23 protein-coding genes, 1 tRNA gene and 2 pseudogenes are annotated in these 21,274 nt (G+C 42.2%); 16 read left to right on the forward strand and 10 right to left on the reverse strand.

Annotation, left to right across the window (positions count from 1 at the left end; translation table 11 throughout):
* Position 1: 1 nt before the first annotated feature.
* From ACUN2T_RS20580 to ACUN2T_RS20610, 7 genes are all read left to right on the forward strand, one after another.
* The gene (locus tag ACUN2T_RS20580) at positions 2–322 is read left to right on the forward strand and encodes a contact-dependent growth inhibition system immunity protein (protein ID WP_445494798.1); all 321 of its coding nucleotides are present in this window, start codon (positions 2–4) and stop codon (positions 320–322) included.
* A gap of 233 nt (positions 323–555) precedes the next feature.
* On the forward strand, positions 556–870 hold the full coding sequence (locus ACUN2T_RS20585) for a hypothetical protein (protein ID WP_445494795.1): 315 nt from the start codon (positions 556–558) through the stop codon (positions 868–870).
* A gap of 140 nt (positions 871–1,010) precedes the next feature.
* Entirely contained in the window at positions 1,011–1,091 is an 81-nt protein-coding gene (locus tag ACUN2T_RS20590; protein WP_445497944.1) for a hypothetical protein, read from the forward strand.
* Between the two features lie 421 nt (positions 1,092–1,512).
* Positions 1,513–1,992 carry an Hcp family type VI secretion system effector gene (locus tag ACUN2T_RS20595; RefSeq protein ID WP_445494791.1) on the forward strand — a complete coding sequence of 160 codons (480 nt, stop codon included), beginning with the start codon at positions 1,513–1,515 and terminating at the stop codon, positions 1,990–1,992.
* 2 nt (positions 1,993–1,994) lie between these two features.
* Positions 1,995–2,855 carry an RNase A-like domain-containing protein gene (locus ACUN2T_RS20600; protein WP_445494800.1) on the forward strand — a complete coding sequence of 287 codons (861 nt, stop codon included), beginning with the start codon at positions 1,995–1,997 and terminating at the stop codon, positions 2,853–2,855.
* A 66-nt stretch (positions 2,856–2,921) separates the two neighbouring features.
* Positions 2,922–3,242, forward strand: coding sequence for a contact-dependent growth inhibition system immunity protein (locus tag ACUN2T_RS20605; RefSeq protein ID WP_445494801.1), 321 nt, complete (start codon positions 2,922–2,924; stop codon positions 3,240–3,242).
* An 83-nt stretch (positions 3,243–3,325) separates the two neighbouring features.
* On the forward strand, positions 3,326–3,583 hold the full coding sequence (locus ACUN2T_RS20610; RefSeq protein ID WP_445494802.1) for a contact-dependent growth inhibition system immunity protein: 258 nt from the start codon (positions 3,326–3,328) through the stop codon (positions 3,581–3,583).
* On the opposite strand, the gene ACUN2T_RS20615 is transcribed toward ACUN2T_RS20610, so the two are convergent.
* On the reverse strand, positions 3,580–4,845 hold the full coding sequence (locus tag ACUN2T_RS20615; protein ID WP_445497945.1) for an IS4 family transposase: 1,266 nt from the start codon (positions 4,843–4,845) through the stop codon (positions 3,580–3,582). The genes ACUN2T_RS20610 and ACUN2T_RS20615 overlap by 4 nt on opposite strands.
* A 214-nt stretch (positions 4,846–5,059) precedes the next feature.
* Between ACUN2T_RS20615 and ACUN2T_RS20620 the strand changes: the two are divergent.
* The 5 genes and pseudogenes from ACUN2T_RS20620 (at position 5,060) to ACUN2T_RS20640 (ending at position 9,076) form a co-directional block, all read left to right on the forward strand.
* Positions 5,060–6,100, forward strand: a pseudogene (locus ACUN2T_RS20620) (IS630-like element ISPlu16 family transposase).
* A gap of 161 nt (positions 6,101–6,261) precedes the next feature.
* Complete coding sequence (locus ACUN2T_RS20625; protein WP_445494795.1) at positions 6,262–6,576, forward strand: hypothetical protein; 315 nt, start codon at positions 6,262–6,264, stop codon at positions 6,574–6,576.
* A gap of 140 nt (positions 6,577–6,716) precedes the next feature.
* A complete protein-coding gene (locus tag ACUN2T_RS20630) occupies positions 6,717–6,797 on the forward strand; it encodes a hypothetical protein (protein ID WP_445497944.1) in 81 nt (26 codons plus the stop codon).
* 421 nt (positions 6,798–7,218) lie between these two features.
* A pseudogene (locus tag ACUN2T_RS20635) lies at positions 7,219–7,335 on the forward strand (type VI secretion system tube protein Hcp); the annotation flags it as partial.
* A gap of 124 nt (positions 7,336–7,459) precedes the next feature.
* Positions 7,460–9,076 carry an IS1634-like element ISPlu4 family transposase gene (locus tag ACUN2T_RS20640; protein ID WP_445494803.1) on the forward strand — a complete coding sequence of 539 codons (1,617 nt, stop codon included), beginning with the start codon at positions 7,460–7,462 and terminating at the stop codon, positions 9,074–9,076.
* 172 nt (positions 9,077–9,248) lie between these two features.
* Here the strand turns inward: ACUN2T_RS20640 and ACUN2T_RS20645 are convergent, their stop codons facing one another.
* The 5 genes from ACUN2T_RS20645 to trmB form a co-directional block, all read right to left on the reverse strand.
* Entirely contained in the window at positions 9,249–10,199 is a 951-nt protein-coding gene (locus ACUN2T_RS20645) for a siderophore ABC transporter substrate-binding protein (RefSeq protein WP_445494804.1), read from the reverse strand.
* A gap of 116 nt (positions 10,200–10,315) precedes the next feature.
* Positions 10,316–11,038 (reverse strand): YggN family protein, encoded by a 723-nt coding sequence (locus ACUN2T_RS20650; protein WP_445494805.1) that lies wholly within the window; start codon positions 11,036–11,038, stop codon positions 10,316–10,318.
* A gap of 28 nt (positions 11,039–11,066) precedes the next feature.
* Positions 11,067–11,993, reverse strand: coding sequence for a glutaminase B (gene glsB / locus ACUN2T_RS20655; protein WP_445494806.1), 927 nt, complete (start codon positions 11,991–11,993; stop codon positions 11,067–11,069).
* An 81-nt stretch (positions 11,994–12,074) separates the two neighbouring features.
* Positions 12,075–12,401 (reverse strand): YggL family protein, encoded by a 327-nt coding sequence (locus ACUN2T_RS20660; RefSeq protein ID WP_445494808.1) that lies wholly within the window; start codon positions 12,399–12,401, stop codon positions 12,075–12,077.
* A complete protein-coding gene (gene trmB / locus ACUN2T_RS20665; RefSeq protein ID WP_445494809.1) occupies positions 12,401–13,120 on the reverse strand; it encodes a tRNA (guanosine(46)-N7)-methyltransferase TrmB in 720 nt (239 codons plus the stop codon). Before trmB ends, ACUN2T_RS20660 begins: the two co-directional genes overlap by 1 nt.
* 241 nt (positions 13,121–13,361) lie before the next feature.
* Between trmB and mutY the strand changes: the two genes are divergently transcribed.
* From mutY to ACUN2T_RS20685, 4 genes are all read left to right on the forward strand, one after another.
* Positions 13,362–14,402, forward strand: a complete 1,041-nt coding sequence (gene mutY / locus ACUN2T_RS20670) for an A/G-specific adenine glycosylase (RefSeq protein WP_445494810.1) — start codon at positions 13,362–13,364, stop codon at positions 14,400–14,402.
* A 30-nt stretch (positions 14,403–14,432) separates the two neighbouring features.
* A complete protein-coding gene (locus ACUN2T_RS20675; protein ID WP_445494811.1) occupies positions 14,433–14,705 on the forward strand; it encodes an oxidative damage protection protein in 273 nt (90 codons plus the stop codon).
* Positions 14,706–14,769: 64 nt separating this feature from the next.
* Positions 14,770–15,843, forward strand: a complete 1,074-nt coding sequence (gene mltC / locus ACUN2T_RS20680) for a membrane-bound lytic murein transglycosylase MltC (RefSeq protein WP_445497946.1) — start codon at positions 14,770–14,772, stop codon at positions 15,841–15,843.
* Positions 15,844–16,002: 159 nt separating this feature from the next.
* Positions 16,003–16,078, forward strand: a tRNA-Phe gene (locus ACUN2T_RS20685).
* Positions 16,079–16,461: 383 nt separating this feature from the next.
* On the opposite strand, the gene ACUN2T_RS20690 is transcribed toward ACUN2T_RS20685, so the two are convergent.
* The 4 genes from ACUN2T_RS20690 to ACUN2T_RS20705 form a co-directional block, all read right to left on the reverse strand.
* Complete coding sequence (locus ACUN2T_RS20690; RefSeq protein ID WP_445494813.1) at positions 16,462–17,463, reverse strand: tyrosine-type recombinase/integrase; 1,002 nt, start codon at positions 17,461–17,463, stop codon at positions 16,462–16,464.
* 78 nt (positions 17,464–17,541) lie between these two features.
* The gene (locus ACUN2T_RS20695; protein ID WP_445494814.1) at positions 17,542–19,050 is read right to left on the reverse strand and encodes a conjugal transfer nickase/helicase domain-containing protein; all 1,509 of its coding nucleotides are present in this window, start codon (positions 19,048–19,050) and stop codon (positions 17,542–17,544) included.
* A gap of 393 nt (positions 19,051–19,443) precedes the next feature.
* Positions 19,444–20,139: an N-6 DNA methylase gene (locus ACUN2T_RS20700; protein ID WP_445494815.1), complete on the reverse strand. Its 696-nt coding sequence runs from the start codon at positions 20,137–20,139 to the stop codon at positions 19,444–19,446.
* Positions 20,140–20,277: 138 nt separating this feature from the next.
* Positions 20,278–21,240 (reverse strand): DUF1281 domain-containing protein, encoded by a 963-nt coding sequence (locus tag ACUN2T_RS20705; RefSeq protein WP_445494816.1) that lies wholly within the window; start codon positions 21,238–21,240, stop codon positions 20,278–20,280.
* Positions 21,241–21,274: the final 34 nt, after the last annotated feature.

The raw sequence follows: 21,274 nt of genomic DNA on the forward strand, positions 1-21,274 counted from the left end.
AATGAACAAACAATATCCGTTTCTAGATATTTTAATATATGCTTATTTTAATCAAGATTATAAGATTATATCAGGTCCAAAGCTTAATAATGTTATCGATGATTTTCTTCACGTTGCAACTCGAGGAATGATAAAAGGGTTAATAGAAGAAATCGATTCTATTATTAACACATCCGAAAATGTAGAGAACAGATTTGATTTTCTCTATCATGATGCTGATGTTCTCCCAGAAGTATGGAATATGACAGCGCTTGAATTTTTAACACATGTGTCAAATAAGTCACAAGATTATTTAAACAAGCACACTGAACAAGATGAATGATTAAAGCATTCTGAATTTAACGGCAAACATTCATAATTCAGAGAATATAGAGAAAGACTTTCAAACTCTCTACTATAGTTCTAGCTTTTGCCCTAAATTATGGGATACCACAGCACTTGAATTTTCAAATCATATATCTCAAAGAACCCAGGGTTTTTTAAATGCACATCCTGAAAAAAAGATGAGTAATTAAAATTCCTTTAATACAACCGTAAACAAAGAGGTTAAATATAATGGACATGAGAGAAAAATTGCAGTACGTAGATAAGCTGAAAAATGCTATTGATAATAATGATTATGAATTATTTCACAAAATATTCAATGAGTTGCAAGGAAATCATCTTAATATTGCACCACTAATATTATTAGAAAATATTAATCATCTTATCCGGGACACTAAAAATATAAAAGGATGCTTTAGCAACCATTATTATGGCGCAGCTGATCCAAAGTTATGGGAAACTATTTCCGCCATATTAGAACACCTGAATCAGTCATCAAAAATAATGCAAAGTTATATAAACAAATACCTTAAAAAGGATAAATAAATCAACCTTATATCCGTAAGATTTTCAAGAAAAAACGCTTTTGAAGGTAATAAATTAATTATATATTATACTTCAAAAGCGCCATTCAACAGTAATGACCTGCATTTGCACCAACATGCTTACTGATTATATCGCCATTAATTTATGCAACTGCAAAAAAAAGATTCAAATCACGTTCCCTGAATATCATTACATTTACGTTACTGGGATATTGGATATGACGGTTTTTTATCAGACTAATGGTCTGTATTTAAAATAATTTCAAATAATTAGGTAGCAGCTATCAGATGCTACCTGAATATCCTGTCGGGTTTAGACTCCGTTTTATACTTTGATTTTATGACAATCTTGGCATTTGAAAACCACGTATTTCCTGATATTCAAATCACATAGAAATCACAGAATTAAAAATGTCTTTATCAACATCTCTTCGTGAAGAAAGAAAACCTCTCATTATCACTAACAACATGATATAAAAAGATAAATAATCTGATGACATTGATCATATCGCCCCTATTTCTTCGCCATATTTCCTTTCTATCCGCTTTATTAATGTAAATTACTCCAAATTTACAAATTTTTGGTTGATTTTTCCACACACCCTACAAGAGAATCAAATAAACAGTATAAGGAGCAACCAATATGGCGAATATAATCTATTTAACACTAAAAGGTAAAAAACAGGGGTTAATCTCCGCTGGCTGCGGCTCCTTAAACTCCATAGGAAATCATTACCAGCATGGTCATGAAAATGAAATTTTCATTTACACTCTTCAACATTTGATGACCAGAGAGCAGCATGCTTCTCATCATCCGGTCATGATAATAAAGCCTATTGATAAATCGTCCCCTTTACTGGCGCAGTGTTTTTCTGAAAATGAAGAGCTGGAATGTTTATTTGAATTGTACCGAACATCGCCAACCGGAGGGTTAGAAAAATACTATTCCATCAGGCTGGGCCATGCTTTTATATCCAGCATAAAATCCAATTATCCGCACTCCAAAGACAATAATTCAGGCACACCACAAGAAGTTATCTGTTTTACTTACAAGAATATCACCTGGAACAATCTTGCTTGTTCAACTGGTTCTTACAGCTTCTGGGATGACAGGATCTATTAACCATGAATAACGTCAATTATTTGACTGATGATGCTGTGGATTCAGAATCTGAAAATGGGTTACGCATTATTTTGTCGCCGGTTCAGTTGGCAGCGATTCTGTCGGATAATACCATTACTGAAGAAGAAACCTGGAGTAACCGAATATTAGGGGGTGCGGGTTTAGCCGCCGGGGTGGTTGAACTTATTGGTGCCGGCGGTCTTTGTCTGGTACCCGACCCGACAACACTAACTAAAGCGGCCTGTGTTATTGTCGGGGCACACAGTCTTGATGTAATGAATGCTTCTGCCAGTCAAATAATAACCGGCAGAGAAACCATGACGGAAACTTATCGCGCGGCGGTAAATTTAGCAAAAGAATTTGGTGCTGATGATTACACCGCGTCTGAAATAGGGCTTACCGTTGATATCGCTGTACCGTTATCATTTGCTTCAATGGTGGGGGCTGTTAGAGTTGCCTCTGTTCGGGTAGGCAGAATTAAATTAATTGAACATGAGTCAGAGACTGGATTAAAACCGGGTGGTCATACTTTGGCTAAACATGTTGGGTTATCGGAGCAGGAATTGAGGGCAAGACTAGCAAATATATCTAGAGCAAGTACTTTTTACAATCAAGATGTGGCAGAGCAAGTGATTTCGAAAGCTCTAAAAGCAAATAGTATACATCTAGAGAATTGGGCTAGATATGCTCTTCCAGAAGGAATCACTGCTCCTATTGAATATGTTTCAAGTACTTCTATTGGTTTTGGTATTACCAGAGGATCACGATATATAGACAAATTATATAAAGTCAAGGTTATTTTAAAGTACTCTGAATACAATGGTCAACCCTATTATATATTAACTGCATTTCCAGTATATTAGAATTTACAGAGACAAACTTTAAAAGACTAAGATTACACATTCCAACATATAAAAGGTTTAATTAAAATGAACGGACAATATCCATTTCTAGACATCTTAGTAGGTGCTTATTTTTGTCAAGATTATGACTTATTGTATGGAGAAACTATGGATGAAGTCATAGATTGCTTTCTTAATGTTGCAACTCAAGAAATGATAAAAGAATTAATAGAAGAAATTGACTCTTTTATTAACACTTCAAAAGATATAGAGAAAGACTTTGACGCTCTCTACTATAGTGACTTTGACCCAGATTTTTGGGATACTGCCACAGCACTTGGTTTTTTAAACTATGTATCCAAAAGAGCACAGGATTTTTTAAACGAACATACTGAAAAAGATGAATAATTAAGGCATTCTGAATTTAACGGCAAACAATACTATATATTAACAGTATTCCCAAAATTTAATTAAAATTTATGGAGAAGAAAATGGCACTAAACCGCTTAATGTTTGCTTATTTCAATCAAGACTATGACATAATATCTGGCCCTGAGCTTGGTGATGTCATAAATGACTACCTTGATACCACGAATGAAGCAATGAAGAAAGAGTTAATAGAGGAAATAGAGGAAATAGAGGAAATAGAGGAAATAGAGGAAATAGAGTCTATTATTCATAATTCAGAGAATATAGAGCAAGACATTCAAACTCTCTACTATAGTTCTAAATCATATACAGGATCTTAAGAATTAAGTCGTTCAAAACACGCATCCAATGTTTTGTTTTTAGACGACTTTCTTTGCGGTGTTTTGAATGCATTCTGGGATAAATAGGTTTTGGCTTTTTCCAGCCAAAAACACGTTTCCGACCATGCCCTTTGGAGGAGATTTTCTATTATGGGTTTTAACCAGATCTCCGTATTTTGGGCCGCTTTAAGCAGTGAAACCGCTGGGAATAATCGCCTTGCCAGCGAGCGTCTGAGCAACAACGCTAATAAGCTCAGCCAGATAAGCCCCGTGACCAACGTTTCTTTTCGTGTCGTAAACCGGTGCCAGTTCGTGTGTGATTTGAGTTCTTTAAACAACAGTTCTATTTGCCAGCGGCAACGATAAATATCCATGATGTCATTGGCTGTAAATTCCTCGACTGATAAGTTAGTCAGCCAGAGACAGAAACGTTTTTCTTCAGCAAACCAACGGCGGATCAGGCGAAACTCATAGCCATTACGCCGACAAATCAGATCCAACACCTCAGAACGATTCGTTCTGCGTGTCACGGATTTCAGGGGCTTATCGGACAGCTTCGATAAGATTTTTCCCTGACCATTGCGTGCCCTGATTATTTGGGGATTAAGCGATTTACCGCCCCGCACAATAAACGAACCGCCTGAGCGTGAGAGTTGTTCAAAATACTCAAAATCGACATAACCGGCATCCGCTAATAATAATTGGTCATGCAATGTTGCCGGAATAGGCAGGTGAGTCCGCTCAGAGGCGGTATCTGCAGTAACAGCCATTTTCACGGGAGACTGGGTTAATAATGACAAGGTCATGTGACATTCCACTGCCGCTGCGGTTGCCTGAAATCGACAAGGAAAAACATCAGCCAGTGCCGAATGGACTTTAAATGAACTGCCATCCTGTAAAATAACATTTTGAAATTTGGCGAGTTTTTTGGGCAGGACGAGGTGCTTTTCAGCCCATTGTGCCATGGCAAACCTGACCAATATTTTGACAAATTCAACAAAAGCCGCTTTCCGTAGCTGATTATAAAAAGGACGGTAGCTAACGTGTTGTTTTTCATCGGGGCACAGGCCATTAAATTTTTGGTGTAGCTGAGCTATAGACGTCACTTTCCCCGAACTGAGCGCTGTGATAAGACTGAGAATAAGCGTATGAGGCTCGATATTTCTCACGCGCTGAATAAACCCGCAGCGAAGCGCCATTTTTTGCAAAGAAACGTCACTGAAGAATTGCATTAATTGGTGTTTTATAGCGATAATCGTCACAGGCTTCATCCGTGGTTTTGGTATTAGTTTGGCGACGATTATCAGATCATAAATGAAGCCTTTTTTCTATCTAAAATATACAGTTACTGCTTAAGAGCCTGTATATGAGTTCTAAATAACTTTTCAAAATAATAGATCACTTGGAGGGAACTCAGTCCGATTTTTGCGATCTGATCAATTGCGAAAAATCCCAAACCCCAACACGGACTGAGTGATGCCTATCATAGCACCTATACCTCAAGATGAATGCCAGAAAATGAGAAAACTTATCCATAAAACCCGTGATAAGAACTATTCCCGTCGATTAACGGCGTTATTGATGCTCAATGAAGGATTGACAGTGACTTATGTCGCCAAGACCCTTCATGCCGCACGCTCTTCCGTCAATCGTTGGGTTCAGTGGTTTACATTATATGGGCTGGAAGGACTCGAAAGTTTACCCGTTGGCCGACCTGTTGTCTGGGATCTCTCCCCGCTCTATAACCTCTTACTTTTCTTATTACAGCAATCCCCCCAAAAGTTAGGCTATCTCCGCTCTCGCTGGAGCCTTGAACTCATGACTCATACCCTCAATGAATTACTCAACCTCTCTCTGACGCAAAATGTCCTTTATCGTTACTTTGCTCAGGTGGGGATTGTCTGGCGTAGAGCGGCACCCACAGTGAAACAACCTGATCCCGAATACGATGAGAAAATGGCAAAGATCGCGGAAGCCAAAGCGAACATTTCAGAAAAACATCCCGTTTTTTATGAAGATGAGGTGGATATTGATTTAAACCCGAAAATCGGCGCGGACTGGTGCTTCAAAGGACAACAAAAACGGGTTATCACCCCGGGAAAAAACGAAAAACATTACCTTGCGGGCTGCCTTAATGCCCAAACAGAGCAAATCACCTATGTTAAAGGAGTAAAAAAGAATTCTGATTTATTTATCAAAATGTTAGATGAACTGAATCATCAATATCCCCATGCGGAAACCCTCACATTAATCTTAGATAACTACTGTATTCATAAAAGTCAGAAGGTAAAGGACTGGCTGGCATGACATCCAAAATTTACCCTGTTGTTTTTACCGGTCTATTCACCGTGGCTAAATAAAATAGAACGGTTATGGCAATCGCTCCATGAGACAATAACGCGAAATCATTGTTGTCAATTTATGTGGCAGTTACTGAATTATGTTGATGCCTTTTTGGCATCGTTTTCATCACAGCAAAAGCCAGGAAGACAAAAAATGGGTGTAGCACAATTATGAAATCTTATTTAGCTTTTGCCCTAAATTATGGAATGCCACAGCACTTGAATTTTCAAATCATATATCTCAAAGAACCCAGGGTTTTTTAAATGCACATCCTGAAAAAAAGATGAGTAATTAAAATTCCTTTAATACAACCGTAAACAAAGAGGTTAAATATAATGGACATGAGAGAAAAATTGCAGTACGTAGATAAGCTGAAAAATGCTATTGATAATAATGATTATGAATTATTTCACAAAATATTCAATGAGTTGCAAGGAAATCATCTTAATATTGCACCACTAATATTATTAGAAAATATTAATCATCTTATCCGGGACACTAAAAATATAAAAGGATGCTTTAGCAACCATTATTATGGCGCAGCTGATCCAAAGTTATGGGAAACTATTTCCGCCATATTAGAACACCTGAATCAGTCATCAAAAATAATGCAAAGTTATATAAACAAATACCTTAAAAAGGATAAATAAATCAACCTTATATCCGTAAGATTTTCAAGAAAAAACGCTTTTGAAGGTAATAAATTAATTATATATTATACTTCAAAAGCGCCATTCAACAGTAATGACCTGCATTTGCACCAACATGCTTACTGATTATATCGCCATTAATTTATGCAACTGCAAAAAAAAGATTCAAATCACGTTCCCTGAATATCATTACATTTACGTTACTGGGATATTGGATATGACGGTTTTTTATCAGACTAATGGTCTGTATTTAAAATAATTTCAAATAATTAGGTAGCAGCTATCAGATGCTACCTGAATATCCTGTCGGGTTTAGACTCCGTTTTATACTTTGATTTTATGACAATCTTGGCATTTGAAAACCACGTATTTCCTGATATTCAAATCACATAGAAATCACAGAATTAAAAATGTCTTTATCAACATCTCTTCGTGAAGAAAGAAAACCTCTCATTATCACTAACAACATGATATAAAAAGATAAATAATCTGATGACATTGATCATATCGCCCCTATTTCTTCGCCATATTTCCTTTCTATCCGCTTTATTAATGTAAATTACTCCAAATTTACAAATTTTTGGTTGATTTTTCCACACACCCTACAAGAGAATCAAATAAACAGTATAAGGAGCAACCAATATGGCGAATATAATCTATTTAACACTAAAAGGTAAAAAACAGGGGTTAATCTCCGCTGGCTGCGGCTCCTTAAACTCCATAGGAAATCATTACCAGCATGGTCATGAAACCGTCATTCCGCACCGTATTTCTGATTTAAAAATAATGTGATCTTACACAGGTTTTTTGTATTGATGACATCGGTGGGGTTGACGGTAATCGCTAATTTTGATCTATTATTTTTATTTGCCGGAAAGCGAATATGTCCACACCCATACCTGCCATTAAACGTCTCGATCATCCTGGCCTTATCGCCGCTTTTTGTCATGAAGCCGGTTTACCCCGCATGATTGATGCCATTATCCCAAAATATTCATCGCATACCGTCTCTCACGCCGACGCTTTTCTGGCGATGATCCTTAACGGGCTGGGGTTTCACAGCCGGACATTGCACATGTTTTCTGGCTTTTTTCAACATAAGCCGATTGCGCGTTTAATTGGCGCTGACATTGAAGCTGAACACCTTAATGATGATGTGCTCGGCCGTACACTGGATGCCTTATATGAAGCGGGGGTGTCGGAAGTTTATCAGGTGCTTGCTGAGCAAGTGGTTGATAAATTGGGGCTGAAGCCCGATTCCGTTCATTTGGATATCACGAGTTTTCATGTCGATGGTGACTATGACAGCGCGTTGGGAGATGACACAAAACGCATTGCACTGGTGCCGGGTTATAGCCGGGATCACCGGCCTGAACTGAACCAGGTTGTCCTTGAACTGATTTGCGAAAATCAGGCAGGCATCCCTGTCTATATGCAGGCTATGAGCGGGAATACGAATGATGCCAAAGCCTTTGCCCAGACGATCAAAACCCATATTCAATGTCTGAAAGCGGCACAAAACAGCCGCTACTTTGTGGCCGATGCTGCCCTTTATACTGAAGCCGCGATCGCTTCGCTTCATCAGCAAAAACAACGATTTATTACGCGTGTTCCCCTGACGATCAAGGAAGCTAAACAGTCTCTCCTGAACGTGACAGCGGAGCAATTCAGCCCCATCAGTGAGGGCTATTCAGGCTGCTGGGTGACGTCATCGTATGGCGGCGTTCCTCAGCGTTGGTTACTGGTGAACAGTACGGCGGCTGAAAAACGTGAAAACCAGACTTTCCGGAAAAACACACTCAGGGAAACAGAAAACGAGTCTAAACAGTTCGACAAACTGGGCAAAAAATCCTTTGCCTGCCGGGAAGATGCCTTACAGGCACTGCATGATTTTGAGTCTCAATGCCAGCTTATCGGCATCGCCTCGCCGGAAATTCAGGCGATTACCGTCTATGCGGGGCGCGGGAAACCCGGCAAGCATCAACACCCCAAATCGGTTCATTATCAATTAGCTGGTCAGGTTTATACCCGGTTAGACAAGGTGAAGCAGGCCAGATTGCGGGTCGGGAGGTTTATTTTAGCGACCAATGAACGGGATGAAGGACGGCTTGATATGGCGGCGTTACTGGCTAATTATAAGGCACAACAAAAGGTGGAACGGGGTTTTCGCTTCCTGAAAAGTCCGGAATTCCTGACGTCTGCTATTTTCCTGAAAAAACCAGAGCGGATAGAAGCGCTGTTAATGGTGATGACATGTTGTCTCATGGTTTATGCGGCGCTGGAACATAAAATTCGCCATGAATTGAAACAAAGTGTGCCGTTTTTCCCCGATATGAAGAACAAACCGACACAATCCCCCACCGCGCGTTGGGTGTTTCTGGCCTTTGAAGGGATCAGCACCTTTGAATTTCAAGAACATAAAATGGTGACAGGAATGCAATCTTACCACCATGAGCTTTTGAGTTTATTAGGCGCACAATATAAAGCGGTTTATTCCTGAATTAGGTGCGGAATGAAGGATATAAACATCTGGAATTAAATCTGACAGTCACCAGTAATATTAAATGTCAAACTAACAGCCTATCCCATTAATGCTACTGGGATAGGCTCTAAAACAACACATTATAGAAATTCAATCACATCCCAAATTCAACATAACAAAAGCAGCGTGATTAAAGAGCATCCTCAACAGCTTTAATTTGTGCTGTTAAACTCTCTAAACCACCACCAGATAAATACCACAAATCAGATTTCAGATAAGTAATTTTACTATTCTTATACGCAGAAGTAGATTTTACTTTATCATTTTCAAACTGTGCTTTATCAAGTTTACCGGCACCAATTGCTTCGCTGCGATCAATAATGAGAATCACATCTGGATTGGCCTGAGCAATCATGTCGGAAGTCACCACAATGCGTTTGGTTTTATCCTCACCAACCGGAATAGACACTTCCGCTTTTTGTGCCTTAACCACATCAAATACGACGCTCTGGTTATTCAGCATTAATTTATCTGCGTTATGCAATAATACTAAAACCTTAGCACCAGAAACTTTAGCTTTATCCTGAGCGTTAGCAATTGTTTTTTCCAATTCAACAATCTGCTCTTTCACTTCATTTTGCTTACTAAACAACTCACCTAATAACTTCAGGTTATTTTCAACTGAAACCAGATAATTTTTACTATCAGTTCCCAGATTAATGGTTGGCGCTATTTTTGACAAACGTTCATAGAAAGGCCCCTGGCGGGCAGTGATAACGATCAGATCGGGTTTAATTTGCGCCAATTTTTCCAAATTTGGCTCTTTTATACCCCCGGCACTTTCTACCCCTTTAGGCAAATTATTGCGGAGATATTCAGGCGTATGACCAGTAGGTAGTGCAATAACTCGATCTGACAAGCCTAATTTAGCCAATGAATCATAAGTACCGAAATCAAATAAAACAACTTTCTGAGGATTCCTTTTGACATCTGTTTCACCAGAAAGATGTTTCACTGTGATTTTATCGCCAACCTGGGAAGCAACAGCATTTGGAGTGAATACAGCAGATGTCTGACTAAATGTGGAATGGCTTGCAACAACAAATAATGAAGCCAGAACGACAGGGATTATCTTTTTCATATATCGCGATCCAAGAAAGAATATTAGTAACAATCTGCATTCTAGGCGGCGGGAAGAATATGTCAATCTAAATAAGAATCAATTACAAATTGATTCTTATTTGTAATTATTGGGGATTACTTAATAGAATTCAGTAATTCAATTCTTTGTTGTTCAAGGCCGCTGACTTTACCACAAACCTCTTTACCAAAACGCTGGAAATCTTCTTCCTGAGTTTTCCATTCGGCTTTCAGATTATTCTGCAACCCACCTAAGCTACCAAGCAAAGATTGCAATGCCTGATTATTATCACCATTCAAACTGAATTGTTTATTACCAATCTCATTAATGCTGTCTTGTAACACCTCACCAAGGCTCTGTTCAATTAAGCTACGGCTCTCTTTTTCAACCTGCTTAATCGCCTGATGATGAAATGCTATACCATCTGAGCGGGTTTCAATAATTCGGCTTATCTGTTTATTAAGCCCTGATTCAAGATCAGACAGCCGGTTACGCACATTACTGTCCTTCCCCATAGTATCTGCCACCACTTTATCCAAAGATTTACGGGCAGTTATCAGATGGTTACTGGTTTCTTGCTTAATCCAAGGCAAATCCTGCCGCAAAACTCGCTGATAATGTTGTGCTTTCCGACGCTGTTCCGTATTTAAGTTCAGATTCTTACCATCATGGATAACTGAACCATCAGGTGAAATCTGGAGATTACCACTTGCTCCCACAACCTGAACGGATTGAGAAGTAATAATAATGTCATTCTGCGGGTTTACCTGGCATTCATAACCAGCCTGAACCGGAGCAACAAATAGCAAAGATACAGCAATGATAGTCTTGCGTAACATATTTTCTCCTAAGAAAATCACCTGAGAGTTAAAAAACAGATCGCCCGACACGATCGGCTAACAGTTCTAAGGCAGCACAACCCGCTAAAGAGTTCCCCGATCGATCCAATTCTGGTGACCAGACAGCAACCGTCAATTCTCCCGGCACGACACACACGATCCCACCGCCAACGCCAGATTTTCCCGGCATACCAATTCTGAATGCAAATTCACCTGAACCATCATACATACCACAAGTCATCATCAGCGCATTAATCTGTCGTGCCTGACGCGGGCTCAAGATCTGCTGTTCAGAACCTATTGTGCTTCCCTGATTAGCCAAATAAACGAAACACCTGGCAAGTTCAATACAGTTCATTTTCAAAGCACAATAATGGAAATAAGTTTGCAGTACAGCAAGCACATCGTTATCGAAATTACCGAAGGATTTCATCAGATAAGCAATCGCCGCATTTCGGTGAGAATGTTCCATTTCAGAACGCACAACTTTATTATCGTAATAGATATCAGGACACCCTGACAATTTACGCACAAATTCCAGCATGCGCTGCTTAGGTGCGCTCAACCGAGACTGCAACATGTCACTCACAATTAACGCACCCGCGTTAATAAAAGGGTTGCGGGGTTTACCTTTTTCCAGTTCCAACTGAACTAATGAATTAAATGGCTGACCTGAAGGCTCCTGTCCGACCCGCTGCCAGATTTCCTGTTCCTGATAACGTGTCATCGCTAAGGTCAGGCTCAATATCTTAGAAATAGACTGAATCGAAAAACGCTTTTCAGCATCTCCGGCATGAAATATCTGCCCATCGATGGTGCAGATAGCTATTGCCAGGTTATCAGCGGGAACTTCCGCCAGTGCAGGAATATAATTTGCGACTTTCCCTTGACCAATCAGGGGGCGAACTTGTCGCAAAATATCCGACAATAACGTGTTAGAGAACGTTGTACTCACTGATTTTACTCCAGACAGGGGCACTTATTAATAGGCACCCCTGTTGTTATTCACTCAGGCTATTTTACAGCGATATGTTACTCAATCCCACCAAACATCAAACAATTCAGAGGTCATGACATCTTCCATACCGCGATCCTTCAGCCATTTCTCAACCAATTGGCGGTGTTCTTCTGTACACATACCAATTTTTTGCAGGCAGATTAAACCTTCCCAATGCAGGTAACCACTGGCATCCAGTGCTAAACCATTCGATTCAATCAGCTCATCAATAAATGCATCAACAGTGCTGTCAATAACATCTATAGGTGTATTAGGCGGAAAGCTCCACTTAACAGAAAAGCCCATTTCTTTGAATTCATCAATGTGCATCTTTTTACGCAAACGACGACTGCGGTTTTTAGCCATTACTTAACCCTCTTAAACATGATGTCCCACACGCCATGCCCCAACCGCTGACCGCGCAATTCAAATTTCGTTACCGGGCGTGAAGATGGACGCAGCACATAATCACCATTCTCAGACAAATTAAGGTAATTATCCACGCCATTCATCACTCCCAACATATGTTCAGCATATGGCTGCCAATCAGTCGCCATATGGAATACACCACCCACTTTCAACTTGCTTTTTATCAATTCAGCAAATGGCGGCTGGACAATCCTGCGTTTATTATGACGCGCTTTATGCCACGGATCTGGAAAGAAAAGCTGTACCATTTCCAAACTGTTCTCCGGGATCATATTCTCCAGCACTTCAATTGCGTCATGACACATCACCCGCAAGTTACTGATATTTTCACCTTCAGCAGAAGCCAGGCAAGCACCGACACCAGGTACATGAACTTCAATCCCAAGAAAGTTTTTTTCGGGATTCTGGCTTGCCATAGTGACAAGTGATGCTCCCATGCCAAAACCAATTTCCAGTACAATGGGGGCTTCACGCCCAAAAAGTGCCTCCATATCCAGTTTTTCCGCCTGATATTCAACACCCATTTTTGGCCAGAGATCATCAAGTGCTTGTTGCTGACGATGAGTTAACCGGCCTTGACGACGAACAAAACTTCTAACACGGCGCAATGGCCTGCCATTTTCATCAAATTTCGGCGAAATTACGTTATTTATCATGATATTTCTGTCAGTTTTAAAGGCATTTATTCAGGCGCTTATGGCTGCTTTACCGGCAAACCACCTAAGAGAGCGCATTATCCAAAGATGGGCGATTTTAGCAAGTCCAATAGTGACAAGTACAATTTTAATCCCAGATTGCTCAGTACCGCGAAAACAAAGTTCCGGTTTACAGCGAGGTAACACTATGTTGCAATCCTGTTCACGAAACACTGATTTTTCCCTAAAGATAATTATCCCAATGATGGAAGCAAAGCAATTCTCCGAAGTGGTACTGGATTGGTACCATCGTTACGGTCGTAAAACCCTGCCTTGGCAACTGGAAAAGACGTCTTATCACGTCTGGCTTTCAGAAGTGATGTTGCAACAAACCCAAGTTGCGACAGTCATTCCCTATTTTCAGCGTTTTATTTCACGATTTCCTGATGTAGCTTCACTTGCCGCCGCACCGCTTGATGAAGTTCTTCATTTATGGACCGGTCTTGGTTACTACGCCCGTGCCCGTAATTTGCATAAAGCAGCGCAACAGATTGTGGAACGGCATCATGATGAATTCCCAACAACATTTGATGATGTTGTTGCCCTGCCTGGCGTCGGCCGTTCAACCGCCGGTGCAATCCTTTCGCTTTCTCAGGGTAAACATTTCTCAATTCTTGATGGCAATGTTAAGCGAGTACTGGCCCGCTGTTACGCAGTAGACGGTTGGCCGGGTAAAAAAGAGGTTGAAAGTCACCTCTGGCAAATCAGCACCAATGTAACGCCAGCAAAAGAGGTAGAGTATTTTAATCAGGCAATGATGGATTTAGGGGCAATGGTTTGCACCCGCAGCAAGCCAAAATGTGAAATCTGCCCATTAAATCAGGGGTGTATCGCCTATGCGAACCATAGCTGGACAAAATACCCGGGTAAAAAACCTAAGCAAAGCATTCCTGAGAAAACAGCTTACTTCCTGCTAATGCAAAATGACAACACGGTCTGGCTGGAACAGCGCCCACCAACGGGGATCTGGGGAGGATTATTCGCGTTTCCTCAGTTCGAAAGCTTGGATTTGCTAAATAGCTGGCTGGAACAATCCGGTATTTCTCACAGCAAACATGAGCAACTAACTGCATTCCGCCACACCTTTAGCCATTTTCATCTGGATATTGTGCCGATAAAAATAAATATTTTATCTTTTGCCACCTGCATGGATGAAAATAAAGGACTTTGGTATAACTTACAGCAACCCGCGACTGTTGGGCTGGCAGCACCAGTTGAATATCTGTTACAACAACTGAGCTGAATCCCATACCCGCTATTTTGAGGATTTATTATGAGCAGAACTGTTTTTTGTACTTTCTTACAACGTGAAGCCGAGGGGCTGGATTTTCAACTTTATCCTGGAGAGTTGGGCAAACGCATTTTCAATGAAATTTCCAAAACAGCGTGGGGACAGTGGATGAGTAAACAAACCATGCTGATCAATGAGAAAAAACTGAGCACCATGAATCCGGAAGATCGTAAATTGCTTGAACAGGAAATGGTTAAATTTCTGTTCGAAGGCCATGATATTCAAATTGATGGATATACCCCACCAGAGAAATAATATTCAGCTTTCATCAGAGCCGCTGGCTCTGATGTTGTATTCAACACCAAATGGCAAATGTAAGATGAAAAAACTGTTAGCGCTGTTTGTTATTGCCCCACTGCTCGTTTCCTGTACCAATACTAAAGATACCAAATACAACGAAGAATATATAAAAGATACTAATGGCTTTGATATTTTGATGGGCCAATTTGCCCACGACATTGAAAACATTTGGGGGTTGCACGAAGTATTAATTGCGGGCCCAAAAGATTACGTCAAATATACCGATCAATACCAGACCCGCAGCCATATCAACTTTGAGGCCGGAACGATCACTATTGAGACAATTTCGCCAACAGACCCCACAACATATTTGCGCAAGGCCATTATCACCACCTTATTAATGGGTGATGATCCAGGTTCTGTCGATCTCTATTCTGATATTAACGACATTCAGATCAGTAAAGAACCCTTCCTTTACGGACAGGTTATGGACAATAACGGTCAGCCGATTCGTTGGGAATGGCGGGCTGCACATTTTGCAGATTATCTGCTGGCGAATAAATTACAAAAACGCCAATCTGGTTTACATGTTATCTGGTCTGTCACAATGCAACTGGTACCAAACCATTTGGATAAACGCGCTCATAAATATTTGCCATTGGTTCGTCAGGCTTCCATTAAATACGGTGTGGATGAATCCCTAATTCTGGCAATTATGCAAATAGAATCCAGTTTTAACCCCTATGCAGTCAGCCGCTCTGATGCACTTGGACTGATGCAGGTTGTACAACATACCGCTGGCCGTGATGTCTTTAAGATGAAAGGCAAATCAGGACAACCAAGCCGTAGTTATCTGTTTGATCCAGAAAATAATATTGATGCCGGCGCGGCATACTTATCGATATTACAAAACAGTTATCTGGGTGGCATCACTAACACCACCTCCCGCCGTTATGCGGTGATAACAGCTTACAATGGCGGCGCAGGCAGTGTATTACGGGTATTCTCCAGCGATAAAAAGAAAGCGGCTCAAATCATCAATGGAATGGCACCGGGTGATATTTATGAAACCCTGACAACTAAACACCCATCGGCAGAATCACGCCGCTACTTGATGAAAGTCAATACTGCCCAGAAAAACTACCATCATTAAAACGCCAGAGCGATAACATAATAACGGAGAGCAATTTTTCTACTCTTCGTTATTTTTTGCCTATACTTTTAACTAATCGAGTAATTTCAGAGCACAAATCACTATTTCAAAAGAAATATATTGACGGGTTCTACCGAATACGGTTTAATGCGCCCCGTTGCCCGGATAGCTCAGTCGGTAGAGCAGAGGATTGAAAATCCTCGTGTCGGTGGTTCGATTCCGCCTCCGGGCACCAATTCAAAGTGCGCTTGTTGGGAGATAAAAACTTAACGGGCGACCAATACAAGAACCCGAATGTATAACTGTGGTTAGTTTAGCTTTTCAGTATTTCGATATTGAACTGAACATAAGGGTTACCAAGCTAGGATGCTTAAGAATTTAGGCGTCCATTTTGTGCTGGAATGCAATACTTACAAGTTCTATTGCAGCTGTCAAGCCATCCAAACCAAAATCAATGAATTAATTAACACGATGTTGTATGTTGGTTACTCAACTTTCCTCATTGATCAGAAGAAAGTTAATTATGAGTGATTGTATCAGCTCAAAAAAATTCCCTATCTTGCAACAGGGAATTTGTACAGAAAAAACAAGTCCAGGCAACAGCGAAGAGATTTTGTTTTATCTGATTAACATTTCGCCTCTCTCTGGCTCAACATCAATATACAGCATTAATTCGCGCTCCAGCGCACGCCCGGCAATATCCAGATTGATATCAATATATTCCATCGTCGTGGCAATACTGCGGTGTCCCAATAATCCGCGTACCATTTGCAAATTACGATCAGGCGCTTTCATCAGTTCAGTTGCCAGAGTATGCCGGAAACGGTGTGGGCCCACATCAAATCCACACTCCTTTGACAAGCGCCGAAAGAATGATTTTATCGTCTGTAGCGGGTCGGTTTCATTTCCTCTGTCTGTTTTGGCGGTAAAATAATTCACACAGAACAGGGGATCATTCAGTTTTGCCCCAGCGGCCCGGGCACGCTCCAGCAAAATCTCCAGTCGAGGATACAACCATTTCACCACCGGCACCTGGTGTTCATAATGGTTTTTACTCCCCTCGGAGCAAAGAATAATCCGGCGCTCATTCAGATCAACATCCCCCAGCCGGATATGTAATAGTTGATTTTGCCGCATCCCGGTATAACGCAACGTATCCAGTACCGTCAGCCAGTACCCGGTCGGATATAATGCACAGCGGGCACGATGGTTATCCCCTGCCCGTCGCTCCCGCTCTTCAAATTGCCCCATCGTGAGATACAAAGCTGTCAATTGTTTTTTGGTCAATGTTTTCTTTTTATTTTTGTTCGCATTGACCTTTACACCATTAAATGGGTTTTCCGTTTGGGGCAGTATTTTTTCTTCTATCGCCAAATTAAACACCGCCCGCATATGCGTAATCTTACTGTTCCAGGTCACACCTTTCAGTCCGCGCTGATGCAACACATATCTGCGCCATGCCAGGACCTGCTGTCGGGTCACTTGCGCAGGCCGATTGTCTGCACCTGCAAACACCTGGAAGGTATTCACCACCTTGCGATAACTTGACTCCGTATCCGGCCGCAAAATTCTGGCAAAAAAATACTCATCCAGCAGGTTATCCCAGGTCATACTGTCCATCTCTACTTCCTCACTTCATCAATTTAAAAACCCATTGCGGGGCGCAGAAAATAACATATTGTTATTAAAGATGCTTTCTCATGAAATCATGAGAAAAGGGCTATCTTCCGGTACAGAACGGCCACGATAAAGCCACGTGTTTTTGATTAAGTAGCCATGAACACGTTGATAGGAGCCAGTCCGATCAGCCGAATCATAAAGATGACAGCAACAAAAACACTTTCCACGACTGACTCGATGTCGTCCCAGCCGCTCGAATGCAGTTTGTACCCGTTTCCATTTTTGGTTAACCTCTTTGCCATCCGCCTGCTGCTTCTCACTGAGAAACTGGAAGAAAATGGCCGGCGCACTCACAAACACAAAACCACTGACCAGATGTATCCGGGCTTTCGGCGTATTAATGGTTATCACACCCTGCATTAAGCCAGCGGACAACCAGTCCCAGAATTGCTCGCCAATACAGGGTGTCTCAATCGCATTTTCGTGCTGCAATGTTGTCTGAACCGCGTGTTGTGAAGGCACCGGCGTGTATGGCGGTACGATTTCTGCTTCACTCGCCATAATCTGTTCTGTCACCGTGCCCGCGACATTCATCCCCATTAGTGACAATAGCTGTTGCGTGCTCCCATCCGGCGGCATCCCCTTCTCCGACGTGACGGTCATGACAGTAGAAGGGATCTCATCAACAGACCTTACGGCTGATGAAACAATTTCAGTCATCGTGTTATCTTCCTGCCGTCTCTGAGAGGGCCGAACACTGTCCATTGCGGTTGATAAAGGCGTAGCAGAAACATCAGGACTTTTTGAGGCAATAATTTGCGGTGATGCAACCGAGACAGAGAATATTGCCGGCGCCCCGGCTTGACTCAGGGCTTCTGTGATTATCTGACCTATCGCGTCATCTTCCTTCATCTCACCAGAGAGAAGACAAAACAGCGAAGAGAAGGCATCAGGTATAGACGCCAGCCAGGTCAACGCCTTAGCCGGCAACAACCGCCCGGCAAGTAACCCCCCGAAATGACAGGCAACCCTCGTCTCCACTGGGGGAGTTTTGAACCGGAAACGATACGGCATCTGCGGCACAGCCAACCCAGGATACCAGGGTTGCCCTTCGTCCAGTTCCCCGTCAAACTGGGCTAAAATAGGTAAAAAATGAAATAACGCAGCGTAAAACACCACCGTGTTCCATCTCTCATTTTGTTCTGCCTGCGTTTCAGGGATCACCCCCGGCGGTAACATCTGCCCTTTCGCCAGACGTACCGCAAACGCAGTACATTGCAGAGTCACATCAATCAAGCCGCCCTGATGGGCATAAGGTCCCTGCGGTGCTGCCGGAAGTTGTTGCATCAATGCAACACACTCATGTAACGGGGCCAGCCACAGCGCCTGATAGTGTGTTTTAGGTAATGTGCTATTGTCCCACAGAGACTGTAAACACTGCCGTCGCCGGGCAGTCTCCAGCAGGAGCCTGGATTCAGACGGCCAAAAGTAGCCTGCTTTGACCGTTTCTGGGATGGCGGTGGGTTGTGGAAGTAACTTTTTTCCTGCGGATATTCCCGCCAGCAGGATGTTAATTTTTTTCAACACGATTAATCTCCCCCTTTTTTCCCAAAACCCTAATACATCCTCTGACAGGGACAAGGCAAAACTCTTTTCCGGGAATAAAAATTAATCAATGAAAACCGCACGCAATGATTCAAATGTTTCCAATTCAATCACGGGTAAACGAAGCATGTATCCGGTTCTTTCGTTGAATCAGTCATGATAAATACAAAAAGCAAGAATTTTATTCAAAAATGGATCATGCAAGAAAGGGTTAAAGAGGAAAATAGAGTGTGTCCGGTGCATCTGGGAAGCACTATTGATTCAAACCAAAAGTGTCAGCGATGAACAAAATAACCTCAATCGATTTACTTTTCATCTCCGTCCTGTTGGATAAAAACTCCGGCTCAAGAGCCGGAATTAGCTTAATTCAGTGTCTCAAACCGTTTGCACCTCATACTGCTTACGATTTTTCCTGAGACGACACGGCCAGTTTTCCAGCCAGTGTACCGGGGTATACATGACCTGATGACGTTCATTTGTCAGCGCATTACCTACCACCACCTCCCCGGGTATCCCCAACAGAGAAAGCTGGATATACGCCATGGAAGCGGCTATGACGTCCATATCAACGCAGGATACCCACATATGCCGGGCAGGGACATAGCCTGAGGTTTTCAATTCTTCCGCCACCGCAATAACCATACAACCCGCGCCACAGGCAGGCTCGTACAAGGTGAAAAAGGGGTGTTTCTCTAAAAATTGTCGCAGGTCACTCAATTGCATGTTTGCCATCACCCGGCTAATATGCCAGGGTGTGAAGAATTGTTTCAGGTGCTTGCTACCCAAATTCATCTCCATGAAAATGCCGCCAAGAAAATCGTGGGGTTCACGTTCCAATACCGTTATGACATGCAAAAGCAGTTGAGACAACCGCGTCACATCTTCCGGTTTATAATGTTTTATGATTTGCAAATACTGTTGCTCCAGCTCACTGTCCGGGCAAACAGCATTATGCAGACTGATTGCCGCACACTGCACAAAATCACCAAATACCCGGTCGCGCTGATGATAACGCGCTGTTTCATTCAATAAAGCCATAAACGCTTTTTTGTGATTAATCAATACAGACAAAACGTGTTCCTGAGAAAAGGGGGGAACACGCCCCCTCAGAGGACATATTCCCCCAATGGGTAAATCGCCGACGTCATATCCGCCGGCAGTAGCGTTATCAGACGCTCAGGTAAACCTGAACCTGTTTTTTATGTCAATTCACCACAAGGAATTTCCCTGCGGGATAACATTGTCAGCGCACTCACATCCGTCATATGAAATATTGCCGAGAATGTAGGCCGGCCCGATCACTTTACGGATACCGTCTTCCTCACCAAATTCCAGTTCATCAAAGCTGCCAGCTTCCCACTGCCCATTCTGGTATTTGTCGTAACCACAAAAGCCACAGACATCCTCAAAATAATGGGTAATATGGCAGTGATATTGCCGGGATAAAGGCACCATGATTTTTTCATACCATGGCTCCCAGGGTGCTGTATCAAAATTCCCGGTCAGACTACCATCATCATTGTACTTCCAGGCTATGTCATAACCTCGCGGGCGTGCCATATCGTACAATCGGAAATACAACTCATGAGTCGTTTCGTGATCCCTTAACAATCCACCGCAAAATCCATTGATTTCACTCGCAAGACGGGTCGGTATCAGCAGAAACAAGTCACCCGGAACTGTCTCTGTCAGCCTGTCATCAAGATGAGACCACAGCATTTCCGTGTCACGTTCTGCGTTCCAGCCAACCAGACCGAACCAGTCGCAGGACTTTTGGTTAAACAACGCGATGATGGTTTCCTGCGCTGCCGGGAGCAACGTCTCCCATTTTCGCGCGGCCAGACCACTTTGTTGGTATAGCCTGTCAATCTGTTGGCTGGTGACTTCATCAAGCGCCACATTCTCTTCTAACAAGGTCAGCCAGTGCTCAAACGCCCGGTTTTCCGGTGAGTCTACCCCTGTTCCTTTCGCTACCAGCGCCGGATAAAGTGAGTAATCTGTCGTTTCAGTGGGTTGCAAGAGACCGGCACAGCCCGCAACAAACAGCTTAATACTTTGATGGATAGCCTGCCCGTAATAGGGAGTTTTATCTCCCAATGCCCATTGTTGCAGCGCATCCAGTTGGTCAGGTTGACCCGTGATATGCAAACGATTGGCGTAACACTTCGGCATAGTAAAAAATCCTCTTTTTTTACCTGAAACAGGG

Source organism: Photorhabdus machadonis (assembly GCF_052657765.1).